At 62.4% G+C, this 18843-nt stretch carries 17 protein-coding genes; 10 read left to right on the forward strand and 7 right to left on the reverse strand.

Translation table 11 applies throughout. The features are described 5' to 3' along the window. Nucleotides 1-53 precede the first annotated feature (53 nt). From PSH66_RS14655 to PSH66_RS14670, 4 genes are read right to left on the reverse strand one after another with little or no spacing between them, the layout of a single operon-like run. Nucleotides 54-1667 (reverse strand): ABC transporter ATP-binding protein, encoded by a 1614-nt coding sequence (locus PSH66_RS14655; protein WP_003173749.1) that lies wholly within the window; start codon nucleotides 1665-1667, stop codon nucleotides 54-56. Continuing rightward, nucleotides 1664-2548, reverse strand: coding sequence for an ABC transporter permease (locus tag PSH66_RS14660; protein ID WP_003173750.1), 885 nt, complete (start codon nucleotides 2546-2548; stop codon nucleotides 1664-1666). Before PSH66_RS14660 ends, PSH66_RS14655 begins: the two co-directional genes overlap by 4 nt. Nucleotides 2549-2551: 3 nt before the next feature. Then, nucleotides 2552-3502 carry an ABC transporter permease gene (locus PSH66_RS14665; RefSeq protein WP_141063830.1) on the reverse strand — a complete coding sequence of 317 codons (951 nt, stop codon included), beginning with the start codon at nucleotides 3500-3502 and terminating at the stop codon, nucleotides 2552-2554. Next, nucleotides 3499-5112 carry an ABC transporter substrate-binding protein gene (locus PSH66_RS14670; protein ID WP_305429612.1) on the reverse strand — a complete coding sequence of 538 codons (1614 nt, stop codon included), beginning with the start codon at nucleotides 5110-5112 and terminating at the stop codon, nucleotides 3499-3501. Before PSH66_RS14670 ends, PSH66_RS14665 begins: the two co-directional genes overlap by 4 nt. Nucleotides 5113-5393: 281 nt before the next feature. Here PSH66_RS14670 and PSH66_RS14675 point away from each other — a divergent pair, with 281 nt between their 5' ends. Both PSH66_RS14675 and PSH66_RS14680 read left to right on the forward strand, forming a co-directional pair. Beyond that, nucleotides 5394-5948 carry a hypothetical protein gene (locus tag PSH66_RS14675; protein ID WP_305429507.1) on the forward strand — a complete coding sequence of 185 codons (555 nt, stop codon included), beginning with the start codon at nucleotides 5394-5396 and terminating at the stop codon, nucleotides 5946-5948. Between the two features lie 194 nt (nucleotides 5949-6142). Further along, complete coding sequence (locus PSH66_RS14680; RefSeq protein WP_003173754.1) at nucleotides 6143-6406, forward strand: hypothetical protein; 264 nt, start codon at nucleotides 6143-6145, stop codon at nucleotides 6404-6406. Nucleotides 6407-6424: 18 nt separating this feature from the next. Here PSH66_RS14680 and PSH66_RS14685 read toward each other — a convergent pair whose 3' ends face one another. Next, nucleotides 6425-8008 carry a rhamnogalacturonan lyase B N-terminal domain-containing protein gene (locus PSH66_RS14685; protein WP_305429508.1) on the reverse strand — a complete coding sequence of 528 codons (1584 nt, stop codon included), beginning with the start codon at nucleotides 8006-8008 and terminating at the stop codon, nucleotides 6425-6427. Next, nucleotides 8008-9261 carry a pectin lyase gene (locus tag PSH66_RS14690; RefSeq protein WP_003173757.1) on the reverse strand — a complete coding sequence of 418 codons (1254 nt, stop codon included), beginning with the start codon at nucleotides 9259-9261 and terminating at the stop codon, nucleotides 8008-8010. Before PSH66_RS14690 ends, PSH66_RS14685 begins: the two co-directional genes overlap by 1 nt. Before the next feature lie 234 nt (nucleotides 9262-9495). Here PSH66_RS14690 and PSH66_RS14695 point away from each other — a divergent pair, with 234 nt between their 5' ends. Next, nucleotides 9496-9873, forward strand: coding sequence for an aldehyde dehydrogenase family protein (locus tag PSH66_RS14695; RefSeq protein ID WP_003173758.1), 378 nt, complete (start codon nucleotides 9496-9498; stop codon nucleotides 9871-9873). 377 nt (nucleotides 9874-10250) lie between these two features. Here PSH66_RS14695 and PSH66_RS14700 read toward each other — a convergent pair whose 3' ends face one another. Continuing rightward, nucleotides 10251-10925 (reverse strand): TetR/AcrR family transcriptional regulator, encoded by a 675-nt coding sequence (locus PSH66_RS14700; protein WP_003173759.1) that lies wholly within the window; start codon nucleotides 10923-10925, stop codon nucleotides 10251-10253. A gap of 162 nt (nucleotides 10926-11087) precedes the next feature. Between PSH66_RS14700 and PSH66_RS14705 the strand changes: the two genes are divergently transcribed. The 7 genes from PSH66_RS14705 to PSH66_RS14735 are packed head-to-tail and all read left to right on the forward strand — an operon-like array spanning nucleotide 11088 to nucleotide 18843. Next, nucleotides 11088-11513: a DUF2147 domain-containing protein gene (locus PSH66_RS14705; protein ID WP_305429509.1), complete on the forward strand. Its 426-nt coding sequence runs from the start codon at nucleotides 11088-11090 to the stop codon at nucleotides 11511-11513. A 27-nt stretch (nucleotides 11514-11540) separates the two neighbouring features. Beyond that, a complete protein-coding gene (locus tag PSH66_RS14710) occupies nucleotides 11541-12422 on the forward strand; it encodes a TorF family putative porin (RefSeq protein ID WP_003173761.1) in 882 nt (293 codons plus the stop codon). 10 nt (nucleotides 12423-12432) lie between these two features. After that, nucleotides 12433-14061, forward strand: coding sequence for an FGGY-family carbohydrate kinase (locus PSH66_RS14715; RefSeq protein WP_305429511.1), 1629 nt, complete (start codon nucleotides 12433-12435; stop codon nucleotides 14059-14061). Continuing rightward, complete coding sequence (locus tag PSH66_RS14720; protein ID WP_003173763.1) at nucleotides 14058-14735, forward strand: class II aldolase/adducin family protein; 678 nt, start codon at nucleotides 14058-14060, stop codon at nucleotides 14733-14735. Before PSH66_RS14715 ends, PSH66_RS14720 begins: the two co-directional genes overlap by 4 nt. Further along, nucleotides 14732-16213, forward strand: a complete 1482-nt coding sequence (locus PSH66_RS14725) for an aspartate aminotransferase family protein (RefSeq protein ID WP_305429512.1) — start codon at nucleotides 14732-14734, stop codon at nucleotides 16211-16213. The genes PSH66_RS14720 and PSH66_RS14725 overlap by 4 nt, the downstream gene beginning before the upstream one ends. A gap of 10 nt (nucleotides 16214-16223) precedes the next feature. Next, a complete protein-coding gene (locus PSH66_RS14730) occupies nucleotides 16224-16844 on the forward strand; it encodes a hypothetical protein (RefSeq protein ID WP_305429513.1) in 621 nt (206 codons plus the stop codon). Nucleotides 16845-16869: 25 nt separating this feature from the next. Then, the gene (locus PSH66_RS14735) at nucleotides 16870-18843 is read left to right on the forward strand and encodes an SDR family NAD(P)-dependent oxidoreductase (RefSeq protein ID WP_305429514.1); all 1974 of its coding nucleotides are present in this window, start codon (nucleotides 16870-16872) and stop codon (nucleotides 18841-18843) included.

The following is an 18843-nucleotide window of genomic DNA, read 5'->3' on the forward strand; positions in this document are numbered from 1 at the left end:
AGGTTGAGGGACGCGCAGTGGTTCACGCCCGGGACTGGGTTACCACGCCGCACTCAGGCGGCCACCTGGCCCGGAATCGCTGCAATCAGCTCACGGGTGTACGCCGTGGCCGGCCGGTTGAAGATCTGTTCCACCGAGCCTTGTTCCATCACCCGGCCATTGCGCAATACCAGCACCTCATGGGCAAAGTTGGCGACCACCGACAAGTCATGGGACACCAGCACATAAGCGATGCCCATCTCCCGCTGCAGCGCTTCAAGCAGGTCGAGAATGTGCGCCTGCACCGACACATCCAGGGCGCTGACCGGTTCGTCGAGCAGCAACACGTCCGGCTTCAACGCCAGGGCGCGGGCAATGGCGACGCGTTGGCACTGGCCGCCGGAGAGTTCGCGCGGCAGCCGGTCCAGGAAACTCACCGGCAAGTGCACGCGGCCGATCAGCTCACGCGCCGCCTGTTCCAGCGCCGCACCCTTGAGCCGCCCGAACGACACCAGCGGTTCGACGATGCTGTCGAACACGGTGAAGCGTGGGTCAAGGGCGGCGAATGGATTTTGTTGCACCAGTTGCAGGCGTTGGCGCAATGGCCGGAACTCGCGCCAGCTCAGGTCGGTAATGTCCTGCTGTTCGAAGCAGACTCGGCCCTGGCTGGGCTTCTCCAGGCCCAGCGCGATGCGCAGCGCGGTGCTCTTGCCCGAGCCGGACTCGCCGACGATCGCCAGGGTCTGGCCGGCGTACACCTGCAGGCTCAGGTCCTCCAGGGCTACAAAGCTGTTGGCTTCGCCTTTGACCGGAGGCAGTGCAAAGCGTTTGCCGACGTTGTGCAGGCTCAGGATCGGCGCGCGCCCGAGGTCAAGGTTGATCAACGGCTCGCGGCGTTTGGCGAAAGCGGGCGCGGCGGCAATCAGCGCGCGGGTGTAGTCGTGAGTGGGCCGGGCAAGGATCTGCCGGGGCGGGCCTTGTTCGACCACGGCGCCGTGCTGCATCACCAGAATACGGTCGGCGCGGTCAGTGGCCACGCCCAGGTCGTGGGTGATGATCAGCAGCGCAATCCCGCGTTCACTGACCAGGCGTTGCAGGTGATCGAGGATCTTGCGCTGCACGGTGACGTCGAGGGCGCTGGTGGGCTCGTCGGCGATGATCAGGCGTGGGTTGCCGGCCAGGGCGATGGCGATCAGCACGCGCTGGCGCATGCCGCCGGACAGCTCGTGGGGGTATTGGCGCGCGCGCAGCACCGGCGTGTCGATGCCGACCTGTTGCAGCAGCTCAACGATATCGGCATCCACGCCGGGGTAGCGCTTGCCCTTGGCCAATATCAGCGCTTCGGCGATTTGCTGGCCGATGCGCAGGGTCGGGTTGAGGCTCACCGTCGGGTCTTGCGGCACCAGCCCGAGGGTACGCCCGCGCAGGGCGCGTTTCTGGCGTTCGCTGGCGTGGGTCAGGTCGTTGCCGTCCACCCACAGGGCCCCGGCGCTGATCTGCGCATTGCCCGGCAGCAGGCCGAGGATGGCGTTGGCCAGGGTCGACTTGCCCGAGCCGGACTCGCCGACAATCGCCACGGTTTCGCCCTGGGCGATGGAGAATGACAGCGTGCGAACGGCCTGGTTGACTTGGCCGTCGGCGCGGTAATCGACACTCAGCTGGCGTACATCGACTAAAAGCGGGCTCATCGCTGAACCTCCTCGAATGTGCGGGCGATATGGTTAAGGCTGAACACCACCGCGACCAGAAACAGGCCGGGCAACAACGACACCCACGGCGCGGTGATCAGAAAGTGCCGACCGTTGGCGATCAAGGTGCCCCATTCCGCCGCCGGTGGCGCGGCGCCGAAGCCGAGAAAGCTCAAGCCCGCGGTGGCGAGAATCGCGGCGCCGAAATCCAGGGTCGCCAACACCGCCACCGGGCCCCAGGCATTGGGCAGAATGTGCCGCAGCAATGTTCGCCCCCAACTGGCACCGCCCAGGCGGGCCGCCTCCACATAGGGCAGGGTTTTGACCCGCAACACCTCGGCACGGGTGGTACGGGCGAACCCCGGGATGATGCCGATGCCGACCGCAATAGCCACCGGCACCGTGCCGAAACCAATGGCGGTGACGATGGCCAGGGCCAGCAACAGGCCGGGCAGGGCCAGCAGCACATCGATAAACCGCATGATCACCGCGTCGATACGCCCGCCGGCAAAACCAGACAGGACGCCCAAGCCCAGCCCGCCCAGCAGCGCGATGCCCACCGCGAGAAACGCGGCCAGCACCGACAGGTTCGCGCCGTACACCACACGGGTAAACAGGTCGCGGCCCAGCTCGTCGGTGCCGAACCAGTGGGTCAGGCTCGGCGCGCGCAGCTTGTCCAGCGGCGAAGTGGCGTAGGGGTCGAAGCCGCTGAGCAACTGCGGCGCTGCCGCAGCCACCAATGCGAACAGCACCACCAGCACGGCCAGGCTGAACCCCGGCCGAAGCAGCAATGGCCGCAAGGTTGCCGCTGCCCGTTGCAGGTAACTGCGGCGCCGCCAGAGCGGTGCCGAAAGCCCCAGGTTTCGATTAAGCGTGGTCATGGTCTAGGACACCTTTGGCGTGTGTGAAATGCGTGGGTCGAGCCAGGGATAAAGCAGGTCCACCAGCAGGTTCACCAGCACAAATGCCGCCGCCGATACTGCGACAATCGCCAGCACCACTGGAATGTCCTGGCGCAGCACCGCTTCCTGGGCCAGTCGGCCGATGCCGGAGCGGGCGAAAATAGTCTCCACCAGCACCGCGCCGGACACTGTATTGCCGACCTGCAAACCGATCAGCGTGAGGATCGGCAGCGCTGCGTTCTTGAAGCCATGCCGCGCCTGCACCTGACCGCGGCTCAGGCCCTTGGCATACGCCGTCACGATGTAGGGCTCGTTCCACACACCCTGGAAACTGCGTTGCAGCACTTGGGCGTACACCGCCGCACTCGGAATCGCCAGGGTGATCGCCGGCAGCACCAGGCTTTCAAAACCCCGGCTGCCGGTGGCCGGAAACCAGCCCAGGCCAAAGGCGAACACCTGGATCAACAACAGCCCCATCCAGAACACCGGTACCGAAAAACCCAGCGACGGCACGCGCGTCAGCGCCTTTTTCAATGGCTGCCAGCGGATATACGCGGTGAGGTAAGCCAGGCCGACCCCGCCCAGCAGCGACAGCCCAATCGCCAGGCCGGCCAGGGACAGCGTCTGCGGCAGACGCTCGGCGAGCAACTCGGCCACGGGGCGGTTAAGCGAGAGGGATTGGCCGAAATCGCCCCTCAGCGCACCCCACAGCAAGTCGATATATTGCTCGAACAGGCCTTTATCCAGCCCGTAATAAGCCCGCGCCTTGGCCAGGTCTTCCACCGACAGCCCATCGGCCTCCATGCCCGAAGCGCTGAGCATGATCGACAGCGTGTCGCCCGGCAGCAGATAGAGGATGAAGTAGGTGATGCTATAGGCGCCCCACAGCACCAGCAGCGCCTGGCCGACGCGGCCGATCAGGTAGCGGCTCATGGCGTGCCGACCTCGATATCACCCAGCAGTGCAAAGCCTTCGGCGGTCCAGCGGAAGTTCTTCACCCTGGGTGACGTCGCCGCCTGCCACACGCGCTCGTACACCGGGAACGCCGAACCTTCATCCACCAGCAGGTCTTGCAGGTTGCCGTAGGCCGCGGCGCGTTGCGGACCTTGAGTGGCGGTGATGCCCGCATCGAACAGCCCCTTGGCTTTATCCAGCACCGCCGGTTCGTAAAGGTTGGTGGCCAGGGTCGCACTGTTGGCGCTGCGCGGGTCGAGGATGGTTTGCAGAATGATCGGATCGGCACGGGTCATGTAGGTGCTGGTCAGGTCATAGTTGCCGGCGCTGTTATTGGCGACCCATTCGGCGCGGGTGACCACGTTGAGTTTCAAGTCGATGCCGACTTTGCGCAGTTGGTCCTGGATCAGCACATCACCGGCGGTTTCGGCCGGGGTGATGTTGTAGCTCAGGCTCAGGCGCTTGCCGTTTTTGCTGCGGTAGCCGTCCGCGCCCTTGACCCAGCCGGCCTGTTCCAGCAGGCGCTCGGCACCAGCGGGGTCATACGCGAGCTTGTCGCCCTGGCCTTTGAAGTAGGGGGTGGTGACGTCATAGATGCCATTGACCACCGGGAACTCGGCGTTGTACACGGTGCTGGCGTAGCTCTTGCGGTCGATGGACTTTTGCAGCGCCAGGCGTACGGGCTTGTCGGCCAGTGCGCGCTCGCCACGGGTGTTGGGATAGAGGTTCAGCGCAGGCCCCGGCAATGAGCGGCTCTGGATGGTCGCGCCCTTGGACTGGAACAGTTTCAGGTCGACCTCGGAGAACGGGTTGCGCGGCCACAGGATGTCCGCTTTGCCTTGCAGGAACAGGCCGTTGCGCACGCTCTCTTCGGGGATATAGCTGATGTCGACGGCGTCCAGGTGCGCTTCGCCCTGGTTTTTCATGTTGGCCGAAGCCCAGGCGTAGCCTTTGCGTTTGGTCAGGTGTGCGCCGACTTCCGGCGTGTAACTGGCCAGCACGAACGGCCCGGTGCCGATGATCTTGCCAAGGGAGCGCTCCTTGGCGCTGAGCGCATAGGAAGCTGGCGCAAGGATCGCCAGATTGGTGGTGGACGTCGCTTGCAGGAAACCGGCGTTGGGCTTGGCCAGCACCAGCTTGACGGTCAGGTCGTCCACCACTTCGGCATGATCGAACCCCGCCAGGTAGGTGGCGCCGAAGGTGGCGGGCAACTCGGTAGCCAGGGCTTTGTTGCTGTCGAACGCGGTTTTCACCGCCAGGGCATTAAAGCGCTCGCCATTGCTGAAGGTGACGTTGTCGCGCAGGTGGAAGGTGAAGGTGAGTGCGTCATCGCTGACTTCCCAACTGTTCGCCAGCCAGGGGATGATCTTGCCGGTTTGCGGGTCCTGGTCGGTGAGGGATTCGGCGACATTGCGCAGCAGCACGCGATGTTCGAGCCAATACACCTGGAACGGATCGACGCTGACCAGGGTGGTGTTATCGCCAAAGAAGGCGATGTTCAGGGTCTTGCCGCCCTGGCTGTCTTGAGCCGAAGGCGAGCACGCGGCCAGGCCTAAGACCAGTGCGCACGGGGCCAATAGACGGCTCATCAATTTGAAGGTGTTCAATGGGGTGCCCTCGTATGGCGTCGGCTGATACGTCCTCCGCCAGGCGTGGGGTCGGTCTGTGGAATGAAGATATTCCTATAAAAAACCGCTGGGAAAGTATTTTTTGGAATAAGCTAATTATCAGATATTGTAATGTTATTAATCGTTAAAATTATCCAATTTTATTATGTTGAGGGGCGGGGTAGGTCCTGGCTGTTTTTAAATTGGCCGTGTTCGCGCATCCGGTTAACAATGACCGGGTTGCCAAACCAAAGAGCTCGCACATGAACCTTGAACCGCCACCGCATCCTCCCGTCTGGGACAGCCCGGACACGGTGCTGCGCACCGGCAACCTGGGCAGTCAGCTCTACGTCGCGGCGTTATTGCTGGCGTTGCCGGCTTACTGGCTCACGCTCATGGCCACCCAGCCGCCAGGGACGCGCGCACCCCCGGGCGAAGACCGGTTGTTTTTTATCCTCGCGGTGATCAGCGCGTCAGCGTCCTTTTGCATGCTTTACTGGCTCACCCGAGAAGCGCAAGGGCATGGGTTCTGCTTTGACGAAAACGAACAGTGCCTGACGTTCACCCAGAGCCGTCCCGCCCGAGCCCCCACGCAGGAGCAGGTGCCTTACAGCGCCATCCACTCGATCAGGCCCTTCCAACCGACCGCTTTTTCCAGCATCAGTCACATTGACGTGTGCTACGCCCGGGTTGATGGCAAGGTACGAAGCGTCAGGTTCTGGGTGCACCTGACGGTGGCGGACATGGCGCTGCACGCGGCCTGGTTGAGGCAGTCGGTGGGGGACAGGATGCGGGACGTGGTGGATCAGGATTTATAAGGGCGCCGCAGTAGTTTCGAGGCGTAGAAGATACCGATCCGCGCTTTTATCAGGGCATCCAACGCGAATTAATGGCTCTATGAAATGCCCGGAAAGTGGATCTTTTTATCGATCCATTTAGTTCCTATAGTCGCGCCGTATCCCGAGTGTTCAGCGCTGTTCGCTGAGCGCTCCCACTCTACGGAAAGCTGAATATGAATTATAAAAAGTGCTCTATAGGCCTTGGCGCGTCCGTGCTGCTGGTGTTGTCCGTGCTGCGAATATCCGGCGGCCAACCGCCGGCGCGGGAAGACTTTATAAAGTACCCATCCCTGCGGCAAAAATGGCTGACGCTGTGCGACCCTCGCAGCAACCTCGCTGAAGTCAATGCTGAGGGTTGCGCGCATTTGCATGAATGGCAGGCCGCCAATCAACGCCCTGTTTTAGATAATTTAATGAATCAAAACCTGGGTAAGTAAGCGTGGCGACTCCGCTGTTCAGGGGCGCACCCACTGTACGCAATCAAACACAAAACCAGGGCTCAGAAAGCCCGTGCCCGTTTTACCCGACGCCACGCCGATCTCCAGTGTGTTGACACCCGCATGCAGCGCCGTGGCCGGCACATTGATCTCGAACACGCTGTTGTTACCGCGATAAGTACCTCGGGTAATCCCACGGCTGTCAGGTTGATTCGAGGCCGCTGGCACGGGCGCCTCCCAGTGCTGATTGACACTCACCGCCGGGCGCCCTCCGGCTTGGGCCAGTGAAATAAACAGGCGCAACCGGTAAGCCGTCACCTCGTTGGCGGCCAACACGAATTGGATGCGGGTCGGGCTGTTGACGTCGCGCCATTGCGCGGCGGGAAAGGCGTCGACAGGGCTGCTGCCAACGGTGTAGGTGACCGGGGCCCATGGCGCCATGCGTGAATCGCTGGGGTGGGCGGATGCCAGCAGGTGGGCGTTGCGAAAACCCGCCGGCGTGCCATCTGGCATACCGATTTGCCATTTCACCTGGCCGGCCAGCGGTTGCGCCTGCAGGCTGGTTTGCGTGGTGCCGCCGGCGCTCACTGCGGCGGTGGTTTGCGCGACTTCCAGCTCATTCTGGTACAGCGTGACCCGGTAGTGTCCAGGTCTGACCCCGGTCACGACGTACCGCCCGCTGCCGTCGGCGCGTGCCCAATACTCGGCGTTGGCATTACTCAAACCCACCACCGCCGGCAACCCACCGTCGACACCGGATACATGACCGGCCAGGGTGCCGCGCCCGGCGCTGTCCACGAAGCCCGCAAGGCCCAGTTGATTGTCGACAAAACCCAGGTCGCTCAAGCGTGCATCAGGCCCATCACCGTCGGTAAACAATAGCCCGTAGACCCCGTGCAGGCCGCCGCGAAAGGGCTCGGTCTGGGTGTGGTTGGAATACATGTAGTTGTACAGCTCGTGGGTGATCGGGGTTTTCTGGGTGGCAATATCCTTGAAAAACGCACCGCCCGAGCTGAGCTCGCGGTTGCCCATCAGCATATACACCGCGACACCCGGGCCTTTCACACCGTGCAATGGGTCGTCGATCATCGGTTGCGCCGAATAGAACTTGGAACTGGTGCGGCCATCCGGTAGCAAGAACACGTCCTTGCCTTCGATTGCCGTGCCGACATTGGAATCGGTGCCATGCACAGCCTTGGGCAGCTTGCCGACGTTGAGCCGCGCCACGAAGCGCAGCTCGCCCACGGGCAGCAAGGTGGGCGCGTAGGTCGCCATGTAAATGGCTGCGCGACCTTTTTTTGCCAAGTAGTAGTGGATCAAATCACCGGTCCGCGCGCTGATGACGATCACATCACCCACTGTGTGTGCCTCTACCTGCGCGCTACCCAGCCCGGATGCAAGCTGCGAGGCCTTGGGTTCGGTGGTCTGCAATTCACTGCCGCGATAACGCAGGGACACCAGATCGCCATTGCGGGTGTCCACGCTGAACAGCAACTGTGCATCGGTGTCGACGACGATGCGCGAGTCGGTGCGCGTGAAGCCGAAACCGGCGAAGGCAGGCGTCGCCAGTGAGCAGAGCATCAGCAGCAAGAGACGTCGCATCAGTGGTTTCCAGGGGTGAGGTGGCCCGCACCGGCATCGCGCTGCACGCCAATTCGCGCAACGTCGGCTGGCTGCGGTGCAACAAGGTATTGACGGTAGGCCTTGAACGCCTCCAGCACAGAAGCATCCCGGGGACGATAATCATCGCCACTCAGGCGTTGCCGGTTGGCAACACAGGGCCTGCCCAGCGCAGCCTGGCAGGCATCGTCGGGCGACGGTGGGATGGGCGTGAAGAGGGCATACGCGCTGCCCGGTTGCTGGGTATCGTTGAACAGCGGGTGGGACACGTCTTCGAAGTCATTGCCTTCCACCAGTAGATAGGAGCTGGCGGTACGCGACATGACCGCGCCCTGGTATGTCAGATGAACAAACAGATTATTGACCAGTTGCGCGCGCACTTCGGCATTGCCCATGCCGCCGGAATGAGGGGCGCGTCCCGAGGTGTCATGCACATAGTTGTTGAGCAGCGTCAGGGTGTCGTGATGGCCCAGAAACAACCATACCCAGTAATGATGACCATCGCAGGTCGCGGAGTAGGGCGTGCGGCCGTCGAATTCGTTGTTGGAGATCGTCACATGGGTCGCGCTGCCCCAGCCGGTCACGATCATCTGGCGACCGACACGCGCAAAGGTGTTGTGATCGATCCACACGCCATCGGCATCGTCCAGCGTGAGTGCGTCGCCGCCCCAGACCACGCGGGGATTGATGTCCGACAGAACCAGGTTGCGCACGATGACATTGTGCGCGCCGCCGCCGATGAACAACCCCATGCCCTGGATACCGGCATGGGCGCCCACACCCAGCAGGGTCTTGTTCGAACCGATCTTCAGGCGCTGCAACCCGGCCTTGTCATACGTCACCGTGGCAGGCGGTTTCGACTGGCAGAAATGGTTGGCACCGTCGATTGCCCATTGCCCGCCGCCCTGGGGGCAGGCGTTGGCCATGCAACCGGCCTCTGTGACTTGGGCGCTGCCGTCGGACACAACCGAACCGCGAAAATCAAATGTATGGTCCAGAGCGATGACACGCGGGGTGTCATCGGTGCAGTTGCCGCGTGTGTCGAAGCTTGCACACAGCGCCTTTTTCAGTTCGGCCGGTGTGGTGGGCCGCATGGCCGCAATTTGGCCGCCGCCGGTCACGTCTTTGGCAAAACCCTCTGCATGACTTGCCGCCAGAGAGGGTTGCGCTAACAGCGCAGCGGCAGCTAACACGAGGGCTGAAAGACACTGGGGCGTCGGGAATGTCAACGGCATATTCCTGAGTGGTTCAATACTGGCGGCCAAGCCTTGTGAAACAGGCCCGCCATGATCTGAACAGGCGCGGGTATTTATCAAACGGTTTTAGCCCGATAGCCATTGCCTTCAGCTGAGGTTCAGCCAGGCGCTGTCAGCTAGCCGTTTTTGACCGGTTTTCGTCCGTCTCAACCCTGCCTTACGATCCCGCAGCCCGTTACTTTGACGGCTGGCCGATGATCCCGAGGAACCTGCATGCACACCCCCCATGAGCTGAACACTCAGCCGCACGACCACATGCCGCCCGGCGAGGTCGAGATCTCCCGGATCGCCTTTGCGAAGGCCCGTCAGGCGTTCGGCGCTCATTCGCAGATGTCGACCCGGGCGCGCCTGGCGGAGCTGGCCAAGCTTAAGCAAACGATCTTGGCTGATCGCTCCATGATCATCGAGCGGGTGATGCAGGAGGTGGGCAAATGCAGAACGGATGCATTGATCGCAGAGGTTCTAGGCACCCTCGATTGGCTCGACTGGCTGGAGAAAAATGCCGAGCGTCTGCTCAGGCCGGAAAAGGTCAAGACGCCGATTACGTTGCTGGGCAAGCAGTCCAGCCAGGCGGCTTCGGCGGCGGAGTAACACAGCAGTCCCTGCACGAAGGGCGCTGCGCTCATGATCATCCGCATCATCTCCACCGAGCGTATGGATTTGGTCACCAGCCGCACGGGCAGGCGCCCGGCACGTTTGCCCAACTGCTGGAGGTTGGCGGTCAGCGCATCCAGGTCGACGAACGCGGCGGGTAACCGCACCCCGTCCAGCACCTGGTGGTAATAGGCGTAATCGCGAGCGGGAAGCAGCGGGGCAGTTTCGACACGGCGCATGAAGGACCTAATGAGTTCAGCGGTAAATGAAATGACGCGTGGTCTCGCCGCTGGGAGGGTAAAGCGTGCCCAGATGCCAACGAAGGTGCGATCCGGCCGGCCAACGGGTTCGCGCCGGCCATGTTCGCGCTCACCTCATGCGCTTGGGGCAGGCGCCAACCGATCCAGATGGCTGACAATCATCGACGCGACCATCGCACACACGCTTTTGGGGTCCATGGACTCATCGAACAGCAGTTCGATCGTGGCGTGAATCATCTCCACCGCGACACGCGCAGCGGTGGCCAGCTGTTGAGGATCGGCCTGTGGAAATATCGCGGCGAGGATCTGCGCCTGTGCGGCGGACACCTTGCGATGGGAGTCGAGCCGCACGTGTTCCAGTGCCGGCACGGCGCGCAGGCCCTTGAGAATCCACATGCCGCCCAGCGTCGCCTGGGTGACCCGGTAGGTGTCCAGGATCAGCTCGGCGAGCGCCGACTCCAGGGCTTCGGGCGGTCCGGACAACAGCTGCGGCGTGATCCAGTTGTCGATCAGGCCGTTCTGTTTCTCCAACAGGCGTTCACCCAGAACGCTCAGCAGTGCGTATTTATTTGGAAAGTAGCGGTACAGCGCCGGCGGTGTCAGCCCGGCACATTCGCAAACCAGGTTGGTGGACAGGCGTTCGATGCCGACGTCGCAGAGGGTCTGCGCGGTGGCGACCAGGATCCGTTCGTAGGTCTCGGTGCTGCGCTGCTGTGCAGGCGGCTTCTTGTGTTCCTGGGTTTTCCCGGCGGTCGCGGCGCGGGCGCTGGCAGTGTTGGGCTTGACCATAGGTACCTGGCAAAAAAAGGGTGAAGAGTCAGCTTATCAAAATGAAAAAAAATGTTGCTGAGCTCGATAATGGTAGTTATAACTATCGTGTAGCGATGACTATCATAACCGATGCGTCGTTAGTGTGACGGTCTCTTAAAACAAAAAATACAGGTGACTACTATGAACGCTCGGCAATGGCTTTTCCTTTCTCTGGCACTGGTGTGCTCTACCAGCGGTTATGCGGCAGCGGGCCCACAGGAGGCCAAGGGCCTGTGGCTCACCTCGGAAAAGGACGCTGTGGTCAAGGTAGACGATTGCGCCGACAAGCCTGGCGCGCTGTGTGGAAAGGTGGTCTGGGTCAAGGACGTGGCCTCCACCACCAACGATTGCGGCGTACAGATCATGCAGCTGGAGCGTTTTGACCAGCAAGCGTGGCGCGATGGCTGGGTGTTCGACCCCCGTGATCATAAAAAATACAAAGGCGTCGTTCGGGTCAAAGAGGGAATCCTCAATGTCCGGGCTTTTGTCGGCACCGAGATTCTCGGCAAGACAGAGCAATTCGAACGCATTGCCTCACTGCCTCCTGCACCGGTTTGCACTTTGTAAATCCGACCTTTCTTGTAGGAGAGCCTCATGCGCGCAACAACACACCATTATCTGATGGCCGCCTTGCTGTGGCCCATTGTCAGCCCATCCCTGGCCTTCGCCGACGAAATGGCCAGCTATGCCATCGATGTTACGGCCAAGGCGGTATCCGACGTCCGCACTCGAGGCGTTTCGGATTCCTTGAATCATCCCGGCGCCCGCGTCACCGTTCAGGTTGCCCATGAAAGTGGCCTGGTCGCGCTTGCCGAGTTCACCACCGTCAGCAAAAAGCAGTTTCTTGAAGGTGATGGGCTGGGCGTCCTGCTCGCCGGCGGTTATCGCTTTGGCGACCCGGATGCGTGGCACTACGGCGTGGGTCTGGCGGCGGAGATGTTCCCGGGGGCGCAGTTCAAGGCGCCGAACAAATTCGACTTCGACACCTTCACTCCCACCAATGAACGCACGACCAACTACAACAGCCAATTCGCCGTGTTGGAAATCGGCTACGGCGCGTTGGAAGGTCGAATCGCCAGGGTCCTGTCCAAGACCTATCGTGGCGCCAACACCGGTGGCGTTTGTGGTGCCCAGCTACAGTTTCGCGATGACCCCACCAAGGGCCTTGAATGCTACGCCAAGGGCGATCGCAATTCCCGTGGCAGCATGCTCTATGACCTGGACTACAAATACGCACTCGGCATGAACACCACGCTCAAGCTGCATGCGGGCTATCAGCAAATCGTCAATTTCTCCGAAGCGAACGCGGCGGACTACGACATCGGCCTGATCCATCACTTGTGGGGCTTCGATTGGGGGCTGGACTTTGTCACCGCCAAGACGCGCGCGCGCGAGTTGTATATGGCCGAGGACGACGGGCATGTGCGCGCCACGGATGAAAACCGTTGGGTTGCATCGATTTCGCGTACTTTCTGAGTAGACCTTTATGACTTCGCTTTTCTTATCCCGGACGCCTCAGGCGGCCACCGGTCTGGAGCAACTCGTCCTCGCGGTGGACCTCGGCACCTCCGGTTGCAAGTGCGCCCTGGTCTCACTGGAAGGCGATATCCGGGCATGGGCGTTTCACAGCGTGCCGCTGCATGTGAGCGGGTTGAGTGTCGAGCAGGAGCCGCAGGACTGGTGGGATGCCTTCCTGCGCGGCGCCAAAGAACTGTTGAGTGCCGACCCCGTCAGGCGTCGCCAGGTGGTCGCGGTGTGTTGTTCGACACAGAGCGAAGGCACGGTGTGCGTGGATCGGGACGGCGTGGCGATTGGGCGCGCGATGTTGTGGCTGGATAAACGCGGCGCCGGTGCGGTTAAAAAACGCATGGGCGGAGGGCGGTTCAGCCTGGCCGGGTACGGGCCGCTCAAACTCTGGCGGTCACTGCGCCTGACCGGTGGCGTGGCTTCTTTGTCCGGCATGGATTCGGCCGGGCACATGGCCTATATCCTCGATCATGAGCCGCAGCGTTACGAGCGCACCCACAAGTTCCTCAACGTACTCGACTACATGAACCTGCGCCTGTCGGGTCGCTATTGCGCCACCAACGACTCGATGCTGACCGCCTGGATCACCGATAACCGCGACCCTCACCGCATCCGCTACGACGACGGCCTGGTCAAGGCGCTGGGGATCGAGGTCGGCAAATTGCCCGATCTTGTCAGCTCCACGGATGTGATTGGCACGCTGCGCCCGGAGCTTGCCGACATCCTCGGGCTGGCGCGCGGCACACAGGTGGTGGCGGGCGCCGTGGACACCTCGGCGGTGGCGGTCGGCGCCTCTGTCAGCGATTTTGCCCCGCACCTTTACCTGGGTACTTCATCGTGGGTGGGCGCGCACGTTCCGTTCAAGAAAACCAGTGTGCGTCATCACATTGCGGCGGTGCCCAGTGCCGTCAACGGCCGCTACCTGGCGATGGCGATGCAGTCGGCGGCCGGCGCGAACCTTTCGTTCCTGCGCGACAAAGTGTTGTACCACCCGGATGAATTGCTCAGCGATGAACAGCAGCCGGACGTCTACGCCTTGCTCGACCGCATCGCCGCACGGGTGCCGCCGGGGTCCAGGGGGTTGATCTACACCCCCTGGCTGTGCGGCGAACGCTCGCCGATCAGTGATCCCAGCCTGCGTGCCGGTTTGTTCAACCTGAAGCTGGAGCACTCACGCGAGGACATCATTCGCGCGTTCATGGAAGGGGTCGCGCTCAATACGCGCTGGATGTTCGAGCCGTTCTCGCGCTTTCTCGGCCGGCCCAGCGACTTGATCGTGGCCACCGGTGGCGGCGCTCAATCGGACGTGTGGTGCCAGATCATGGCCGACGTCTGCGGGCGCGTGATCCAGCAACCGCAGAACGCGATCCAGACCAACGCCCGTGGCGCCGCGTTCATTGCCGCGGTGGCGCTGGGCAAGCTGCAGTTTGACGATTTGTCGAGCCTCAAACGCCCGCATCGTCTGTTTGAACCGTCCCGCGCCAGTCGTGCGCTGTATGACGATCAATTCGCCACGTTCCAGGAAGTGCGTAAACGCCTCGCACCGCTTTATCGGCGCCTGAACCCTATGCAGGAGACTGCCTCATGAGTCATGTCCAACGACAAATCGTTGAGCTATCACAGCACCTGTGCCACCGCGGCTTTTTTGCGGCAACGGGCGGCAACCTCGCGTTGCGCATCGATGCGCAGCACATTGCGGTCACGCCGTCGGCCACCGACTATTTCACCATGCGCCCCGAGGACGTCTGTGTGCTGCGCCTCAAGGATTTGGCGCAACTCTCCGGCGATCGCGCGCCTACGGTCGAAAGCGGCTTGCATGCAAAGATCCTGCGCGCCCGCCCGGATGTGCAGTGCAGCATCCATACCCATCAACCCGTCGCCAGCGCCTGCACCTTGCTCGGTGAACCGCTGGATGTCCCGGACCCCAAGCTGTGGGCCTCCCTGGGCAAACATATTCCCATGGTGGGGTACGCGCCTTCCGGCTCCAACTGGTTGGCCGGCAAGTTCGGCCGCACCATTCGCTGGGACTACAACGCGTACCTGATGCGCAACCACGGTGTGCTGTGCTGTGGCCCGGATATCGAGACGACCCTGGCGCGCCTCGAGGATCTGGAAACGTTCTGCCGTGACTACCTGCTGCGACACATCAACGAACAGTCCCGCACCCAATCACAGTCACCCGCCGCCGTGGCACGCCTGGTCGATGCGCTGGCGCGGTCCAGCGCAGCCGACGCTCACTTTTCTTCCGAGACCCCATCATGAACAAGCCTCTTGATCCCATCACATTGCCTGCGCTGACAGACTCAGCCGTATCCCAATGGCCGGATGTCGATTCGCTGTATCGGCGTTTCGATGCGCTGGTCAAACAACCGATTCGACCCTTGAAGCGAGACGCGCTGAACAAGGTCATGGGTTACTTCGACGAGCGTTGCCAGGGATCGCGGCGACTTTCCGAGGAGGCGAAAAAATTCATACCCGGTGGCGTGCAGCACAACCTGGCGTTCAACCACCCATTCCCGCTGGCCATCGCCCAGGCCAACGGCGCGCACCTGACCGATGTGGACGGCAACCGTTATATCGATTTTCTCCAGGCTGGCGGGCCGACCTTGCTGGGCTCCAACCATCCGGCGATTCGTGAGCAGGTCAACCGCATCCTCGACGACTGCGGTCCGGTCACCGGCCTGCTGCATGAATACGAGGTGAAGCTGGCGCAGTTGGTCTGTGAAGTGATGCCCGGCGTCGACATGGTGCGCCTGCTGGGCTCGGGTACCGAGGCGGTCATGGCGGCGGTGCGCCTGGCACGTGCCTATACCCGCAAGAAATGGGTGATCAAGATCGGCGGGGCTTATCACGGCTGGAGTGACCAGTTGGTCTACGGCATGCGCTTGCCGGGAACCGGTCGCATGGAGGCCGTCGGCATTCCGCGTGGCGCCACGGCTCACACCCAGGAGAGCCCACCGAATAACCTGGACGCGTTGCGTCGGCGCTTGCAGATCAATCGCCTGCGCGGCGGCACGGCGGCGATCATGGTGGAGCCTTTCGGCCCGGAAAGCGGCACGCGTCCGGTGCACCCGGATTTCAACCGCCAGCTGCGCAAGCTGTGCGACGAGTTCGATACGCTGCTGATTTTCGACGAAGTGGTCACCGGTTTCCGTGCCGGCCTGGGCGGTGCACAAGCGTATTTCAATGTGATGCCGGACATCACCGTGCTGGGCAAATGCCTGACCGGGGGCTACCCCATGGCGGGCGCGATCGGCGGGCGCAGGGATGTCATGCAGTTGCTCGCCGGTGGCATCGGCACTTCGGCGCGGCGGGCGTTTGTCGGCGGTACGCTGTCAGCCAACCCGTTGTCCTGCGTGGCGGGTTACTACGCGCTGCTCGAGGCGCGCAAACTGAATGCACCGGCGCTGGCGGGACGTGCCGGCGACCGCATGCGCAAAGGGCTGGAAGAAATCATCAATCGCCGTGGCTTGCCATATGTGGCCTATAACATGGGCTCGATCGTGCATTTGCAGACCTCCGGCGTGCTGCTGCTCGACACCAGCAACCCGCTCAAGCTGCTGCGCGCGCGTAACGAAGCCAAGTCACGCAAGCACATGATGGAAGAGATGGGCGCCGCGTATACCGCGCACGGCTTGATCACCCTGGCCGGCAGCCGGATCTACACCAGCCTGGCCGATACCGATGACGTCATCGACGATGCGCTCGAGCGATTCGACGCCGTTTTCCAACTGGTGTGAGGTGAGCACGATGCAGGACGTACTGCGACAACAATGGCTGGAACTGCGCGAACGACTCATCGGCCTGGTGTCGGCGGGGGGCAGCGTCTCCTTGCGTATTCCGGGCGAGGAAAGCATGTGGTGGGGGCAGTTGACTGACCTGGTCCCCACCCGCATCGACTGGCCGGTGCATGCCATGGGAGACAGCCAGACCCACCGTGTGATCTACCATGCCCGCTCGGACGTCGGCGCCATTTTGCTGGGTGGGGGTGACTTCGCCAACAGCCTCGCGGACTTTGGCGGGGTCATGCCTATTCTGTTCGATGAGCAGGCGCGGCATATTGGTCATATGGGCGTGCCGGTGGCTTCGATCCAGGACATTGCCACGGGCTTGCAGCGCGGCGGCAACGCACTGTTGATCAAGGGCGTGCCCGCGGTCCTGGGCACCACCGGTGCGCGAATGGCGATGAATGCGCAGCTGTTTGAAAAGTGCGCCAAGGCCTTCACCCTTGCCAAGGCGTCCGGGGTCAGGATGACGCTGTTGCCCTGGTGGGTGGTGCGGGTGGCCAACAGCCGCTTGATGAAAGATGAAAAACGCGCGACGCAGTGTTTTGCCCGAGGCGAAATTCCGCCGGAAAACCGTGGTTACTAAAAGACCCTTCAAGAGGTGTAACGCCATGCACATGTCGTCCGCTGTTTCCCGTAAACACCTGAGCGCCGCCTTGGCGCTGGGCTCGATCGCTGTGTTGATGGTGGGGCTGCAACCCTTGCTGCTGGGGGAATTGCTGGAGCAAAACCGCCTGTCACTCGAGGGCGTCGGTCTGGTCGCGATGGGCGAAATCCTCTCGTTGGGGTTGGGGGTGGTCCTGGGCGATTTATTGCGTTCGGTGTTCAGCCTGCGCGTGATCACGATCGTCGCCATTCTGGCGGCATCGGGCATGGACCTGGTCACGGCCAATACCAGCGGGGATGGCGCGCTGGCATTGACGCGGTCGTTGGCCGGGTTGGCCGAAGGCCTGCTGTTATGGGGCACCGTGAACCTGATCATTCAGGGGCCGGCGCCTGATCGCGTGGCCGGTGTGTTCATGGTGGTGCAAACCCTCGGTCAGGCGTTGGTGGCGGCGGTGCTGGCGTACTGGATACTGCCCCTACAGCGCACCTCGTCTTTTGGCTTCGTGTTTCTGGGGGCGCTGACGGCGGCGTCCCTGGTGTTGGTGCGGTGGCAGCCCACCCGGTTGGCCAGTCAGCAAGCACAGTGCACCGCGGATGCCGGTTTTTCATGGGGCCTCAACCATGTGCTGCTGCTGGGGCTGGCCTTCATGCAGTTCAGCGCCATCGGCGGGCTGTGGGCTTACCTGGAGCCGCTAAGCAAATACGTGGGACTGGATGCACAAAACGCACAGCTGCTCGTCTCCGGCACGCTGCTGATGCAAGTCCTGGGCGGGTGCCTGGGGATTGTTCTGGTACGCCGTGTCTCGGACTCCGGATTGTTGGCCGTCGCCGCGGTGTTGTTGGGCGGCATCGCCCTGGGCATGTATTTTTCCGCCGATATGGGCGTTCGGCTATTCCTCGCGTTGTGCGGCGCGTTTGGCCTGGTCTGGCTGATGCTGACGCCGTTCCAGGTCCGTATCGCACTGCAGCTTGATCCTTCGGGACGAGTCGCGGCGCTGGTGCCGGGCATGCAACTGTTGGGGTGCGCCTTCGGGCCCTTGATGGCGTCGCAGTGGGTGGTGGGGGAGAACGCCCAGTACGTGTTGCTGGTCAGCGCGGTGTTCTCGCTGATTGCCCTGACCCTGGTCGGTTTGCTTCGCCGATGCCCGGCAAGCAAGCGCGTCAGTTTCGCGGGCAAAGTGGTGTTGGTAGTGGGCGCATCCTCCGGCATGGGTCGTGGGCTGGCGGTGCGTCTGGCGCAGGAGGGCGCCTGTGTGGTGGCCACGGCCCGGCGCAAGGAGCTGCTGAACGACCTGCAGCTGGAAATCACGCTTCAGGGCGGGCAATGTCGGGTCTCGGCGGTGGATGCCCTGGATGTACAGGCAGCCGCCGGCCTCGTGGATGAAGTCGTCGAACACTATGGCCGGCTGGATGTGATCGTGCTCAACGCCGGCGGCGCGCCTGCGCTGGATATGCGCGAGATGAAAGCCGCCGACGTCACCGCGTACATGCGCTCGAACTACGATGTGGTGGTCAACTACCTGTTCCCGGCCCTGGAACAGATGAGTCGCCAGGGCCATGGGTTCGTGGTGCACACCAACTCCCTCGCGGGTTTCCTGGGTGTGACCTTGCAGGGGCCCTACAGCGCGGCCAAGGGCGCACTGCGCTTGCTGATCGATACCTGCCGTATCGAGTTCGGCGGCCGTGGCATTCGCTTTCTATCGCTCTACCCAGGGTTTGTCGCCACCGCGCAAACGGCGAACGATGGCATGCCGGCGCCGCTGGAAATCTCCGAAGCGGCAGCCGTCGACCATATGCTCTATGCCATGCGCAGCCAGCGCTGGGACTACTTGTTTCCCTGGCCGATGAGGTGGGTGATCCGCTTGGCAAGGGTGCTGCCCAAGTCGCTCACCCTGTGGGTGTTGCGCAAGGAACTGCCGGGCGAGCAGGTGGCGGGGGCGCAGTGTGAGGCGCACGTGTCGCTGAATAAACCGGGTTGA

This window comes from Pseudomonas sp. FP597 (assembly GCF_030687435.1).
GTDB classification, from domain to species: domain Bacteria; phylum Pseudomonadota; class Gammaproteobacteria; order Pseudomonadales; family Pseudomonadaceae; genus Aquipseudomonas; species Aquipseudomonas lactucae.

What these genes read in the sequence shown, in the direction of transcription:
- PSH66_RS14655 (WP_003173749.1), bottom strand. Translation starts at nt 1,667, where the DNA reads ATGAGCCCGCTTTTAGTCGATGTACGCCAGCTGAGTGTCGATTACCGC.
- PSH66_RS14660 (WP_003173750.1), bottom strand. Translation starts at nt 2,548, where the DNA reads ATGACCACGCTTAATCGAAACCTGGGGCTTTCGGCACCGCTCTGGCGG.
- PSH66_RS14665 (WP_141063830.1), bottom strand. Translation starts at nt 3,502, where the DNA reads ATGAGCCGCTACCTGATCGGCCGCGTCGGCCAGGCGCTGCTGGTGCTG.
- PSH66_RS14670 (WP_305429612.1), bottom strand. Translation starts at nt 5,112, where the DNA reads ATGAGCCGTCTATTGGCCCCGTGCGCACTGGTCTTAGGCCTGGCCGCG.
- PSH66_RS14675 (WP_305429507.1), top strand. Translation starts at nt 5,394, where the DNA reads ATGAACCTTGAACCGCCACCGCATCCTCCCGTCTGGGACAGCCCGGAC.
- PSH66_RS14680 (WP_003173754.1), top strand. Translation starts at nt 6,143, where the DNA reads ATGAATTATAAAAAGTGCTCTATAGGCCTTGGCGCGTCCGTGCTGCTG.
- PSH66_RS14685 (WP_305429508.1), bottom strand. Translation starts at nt 8,008, where the DNA reads ATGCGACGTCTCTTGCTGCTGATGCTCTGCTCACTGGCGACGCCTGCC.
- PSH66_RS14690 (WP_003173757.1), bottom strand. Translation starts at nt 9,261, where the DNA reads ATGCCGTTGACATTCCCGACGCCCCAGTGTCTTTCAGCCCTCGTGTTA.
- PSH66_RS14695 (WP_003173758.1), top strand. Translation starts at nt 9,496, where the DNA reads ATGCACACCCCCCATGAGCTGAACACTCAGCCGCACGACCACATGCCG.
- PSH66_RS14700 (WP_003173759.1), bottom strand. Translation starts at nt 10,925, where the DNA reads ATGGTCAAGCCCAACACTGCCAGCGCCCGCGCCGCGACCGCCGGGAAA.
- PSH66_RS14705 (WP_305429509.1), top strand. Translation starts at nt 11,088, where the DNA reads ATGAACGCTCGGCAATGGCTTTTCCTTTCTCTGGCACTGGTGTGCTCT.
- PSH66_RS14710 (WP_003173761.1), top strand. Translation starts at nt 11,541, where the DNA reads ATGCGCGCAACAACACACCATTATCTGATGGCCGCCTTGCTGTGGCCC.
- PSH66_RS14715 (WP_305429511.1), top strand. Translation starts at nt 12,433, where the DNA reads ATGACTTCGCTTTTCTTATCCCGGACGCCTCAGGCGGCCACCGGTCTG.
- PSH66_RS14720 (WP_003173763.1), top strand. Translation starts at nt 14,058, where the DNA reads ATGAGTCATGTCCAACGACAAATCGTTGAGCTATCACAGCACCTGTGC.
- PSH66_RS14725 (WP_305429512.1), top strand. Translation starts at nt 14,732, where the DNA reads ATGAACAAGCCTCTTGATCCCATCACATTGCCTGCGCTGACAGACTCA.
- PSH66_RS14730 (WP_305429513.1), top strand. Translation starts at nt 16,224, where the DNA reads ATGCAGGACGTACTGCGACAACAATGGCTGGAACTGCGCGAACGACTC.
- PSH66_RS14735 (WP_305429514.1), top strand. Translation starts at nt 16,870, where the DNA reads ATGCACATGTCGTCCGCTGTTTCCCGTAAACACCTGAGCGCCGCCTTG.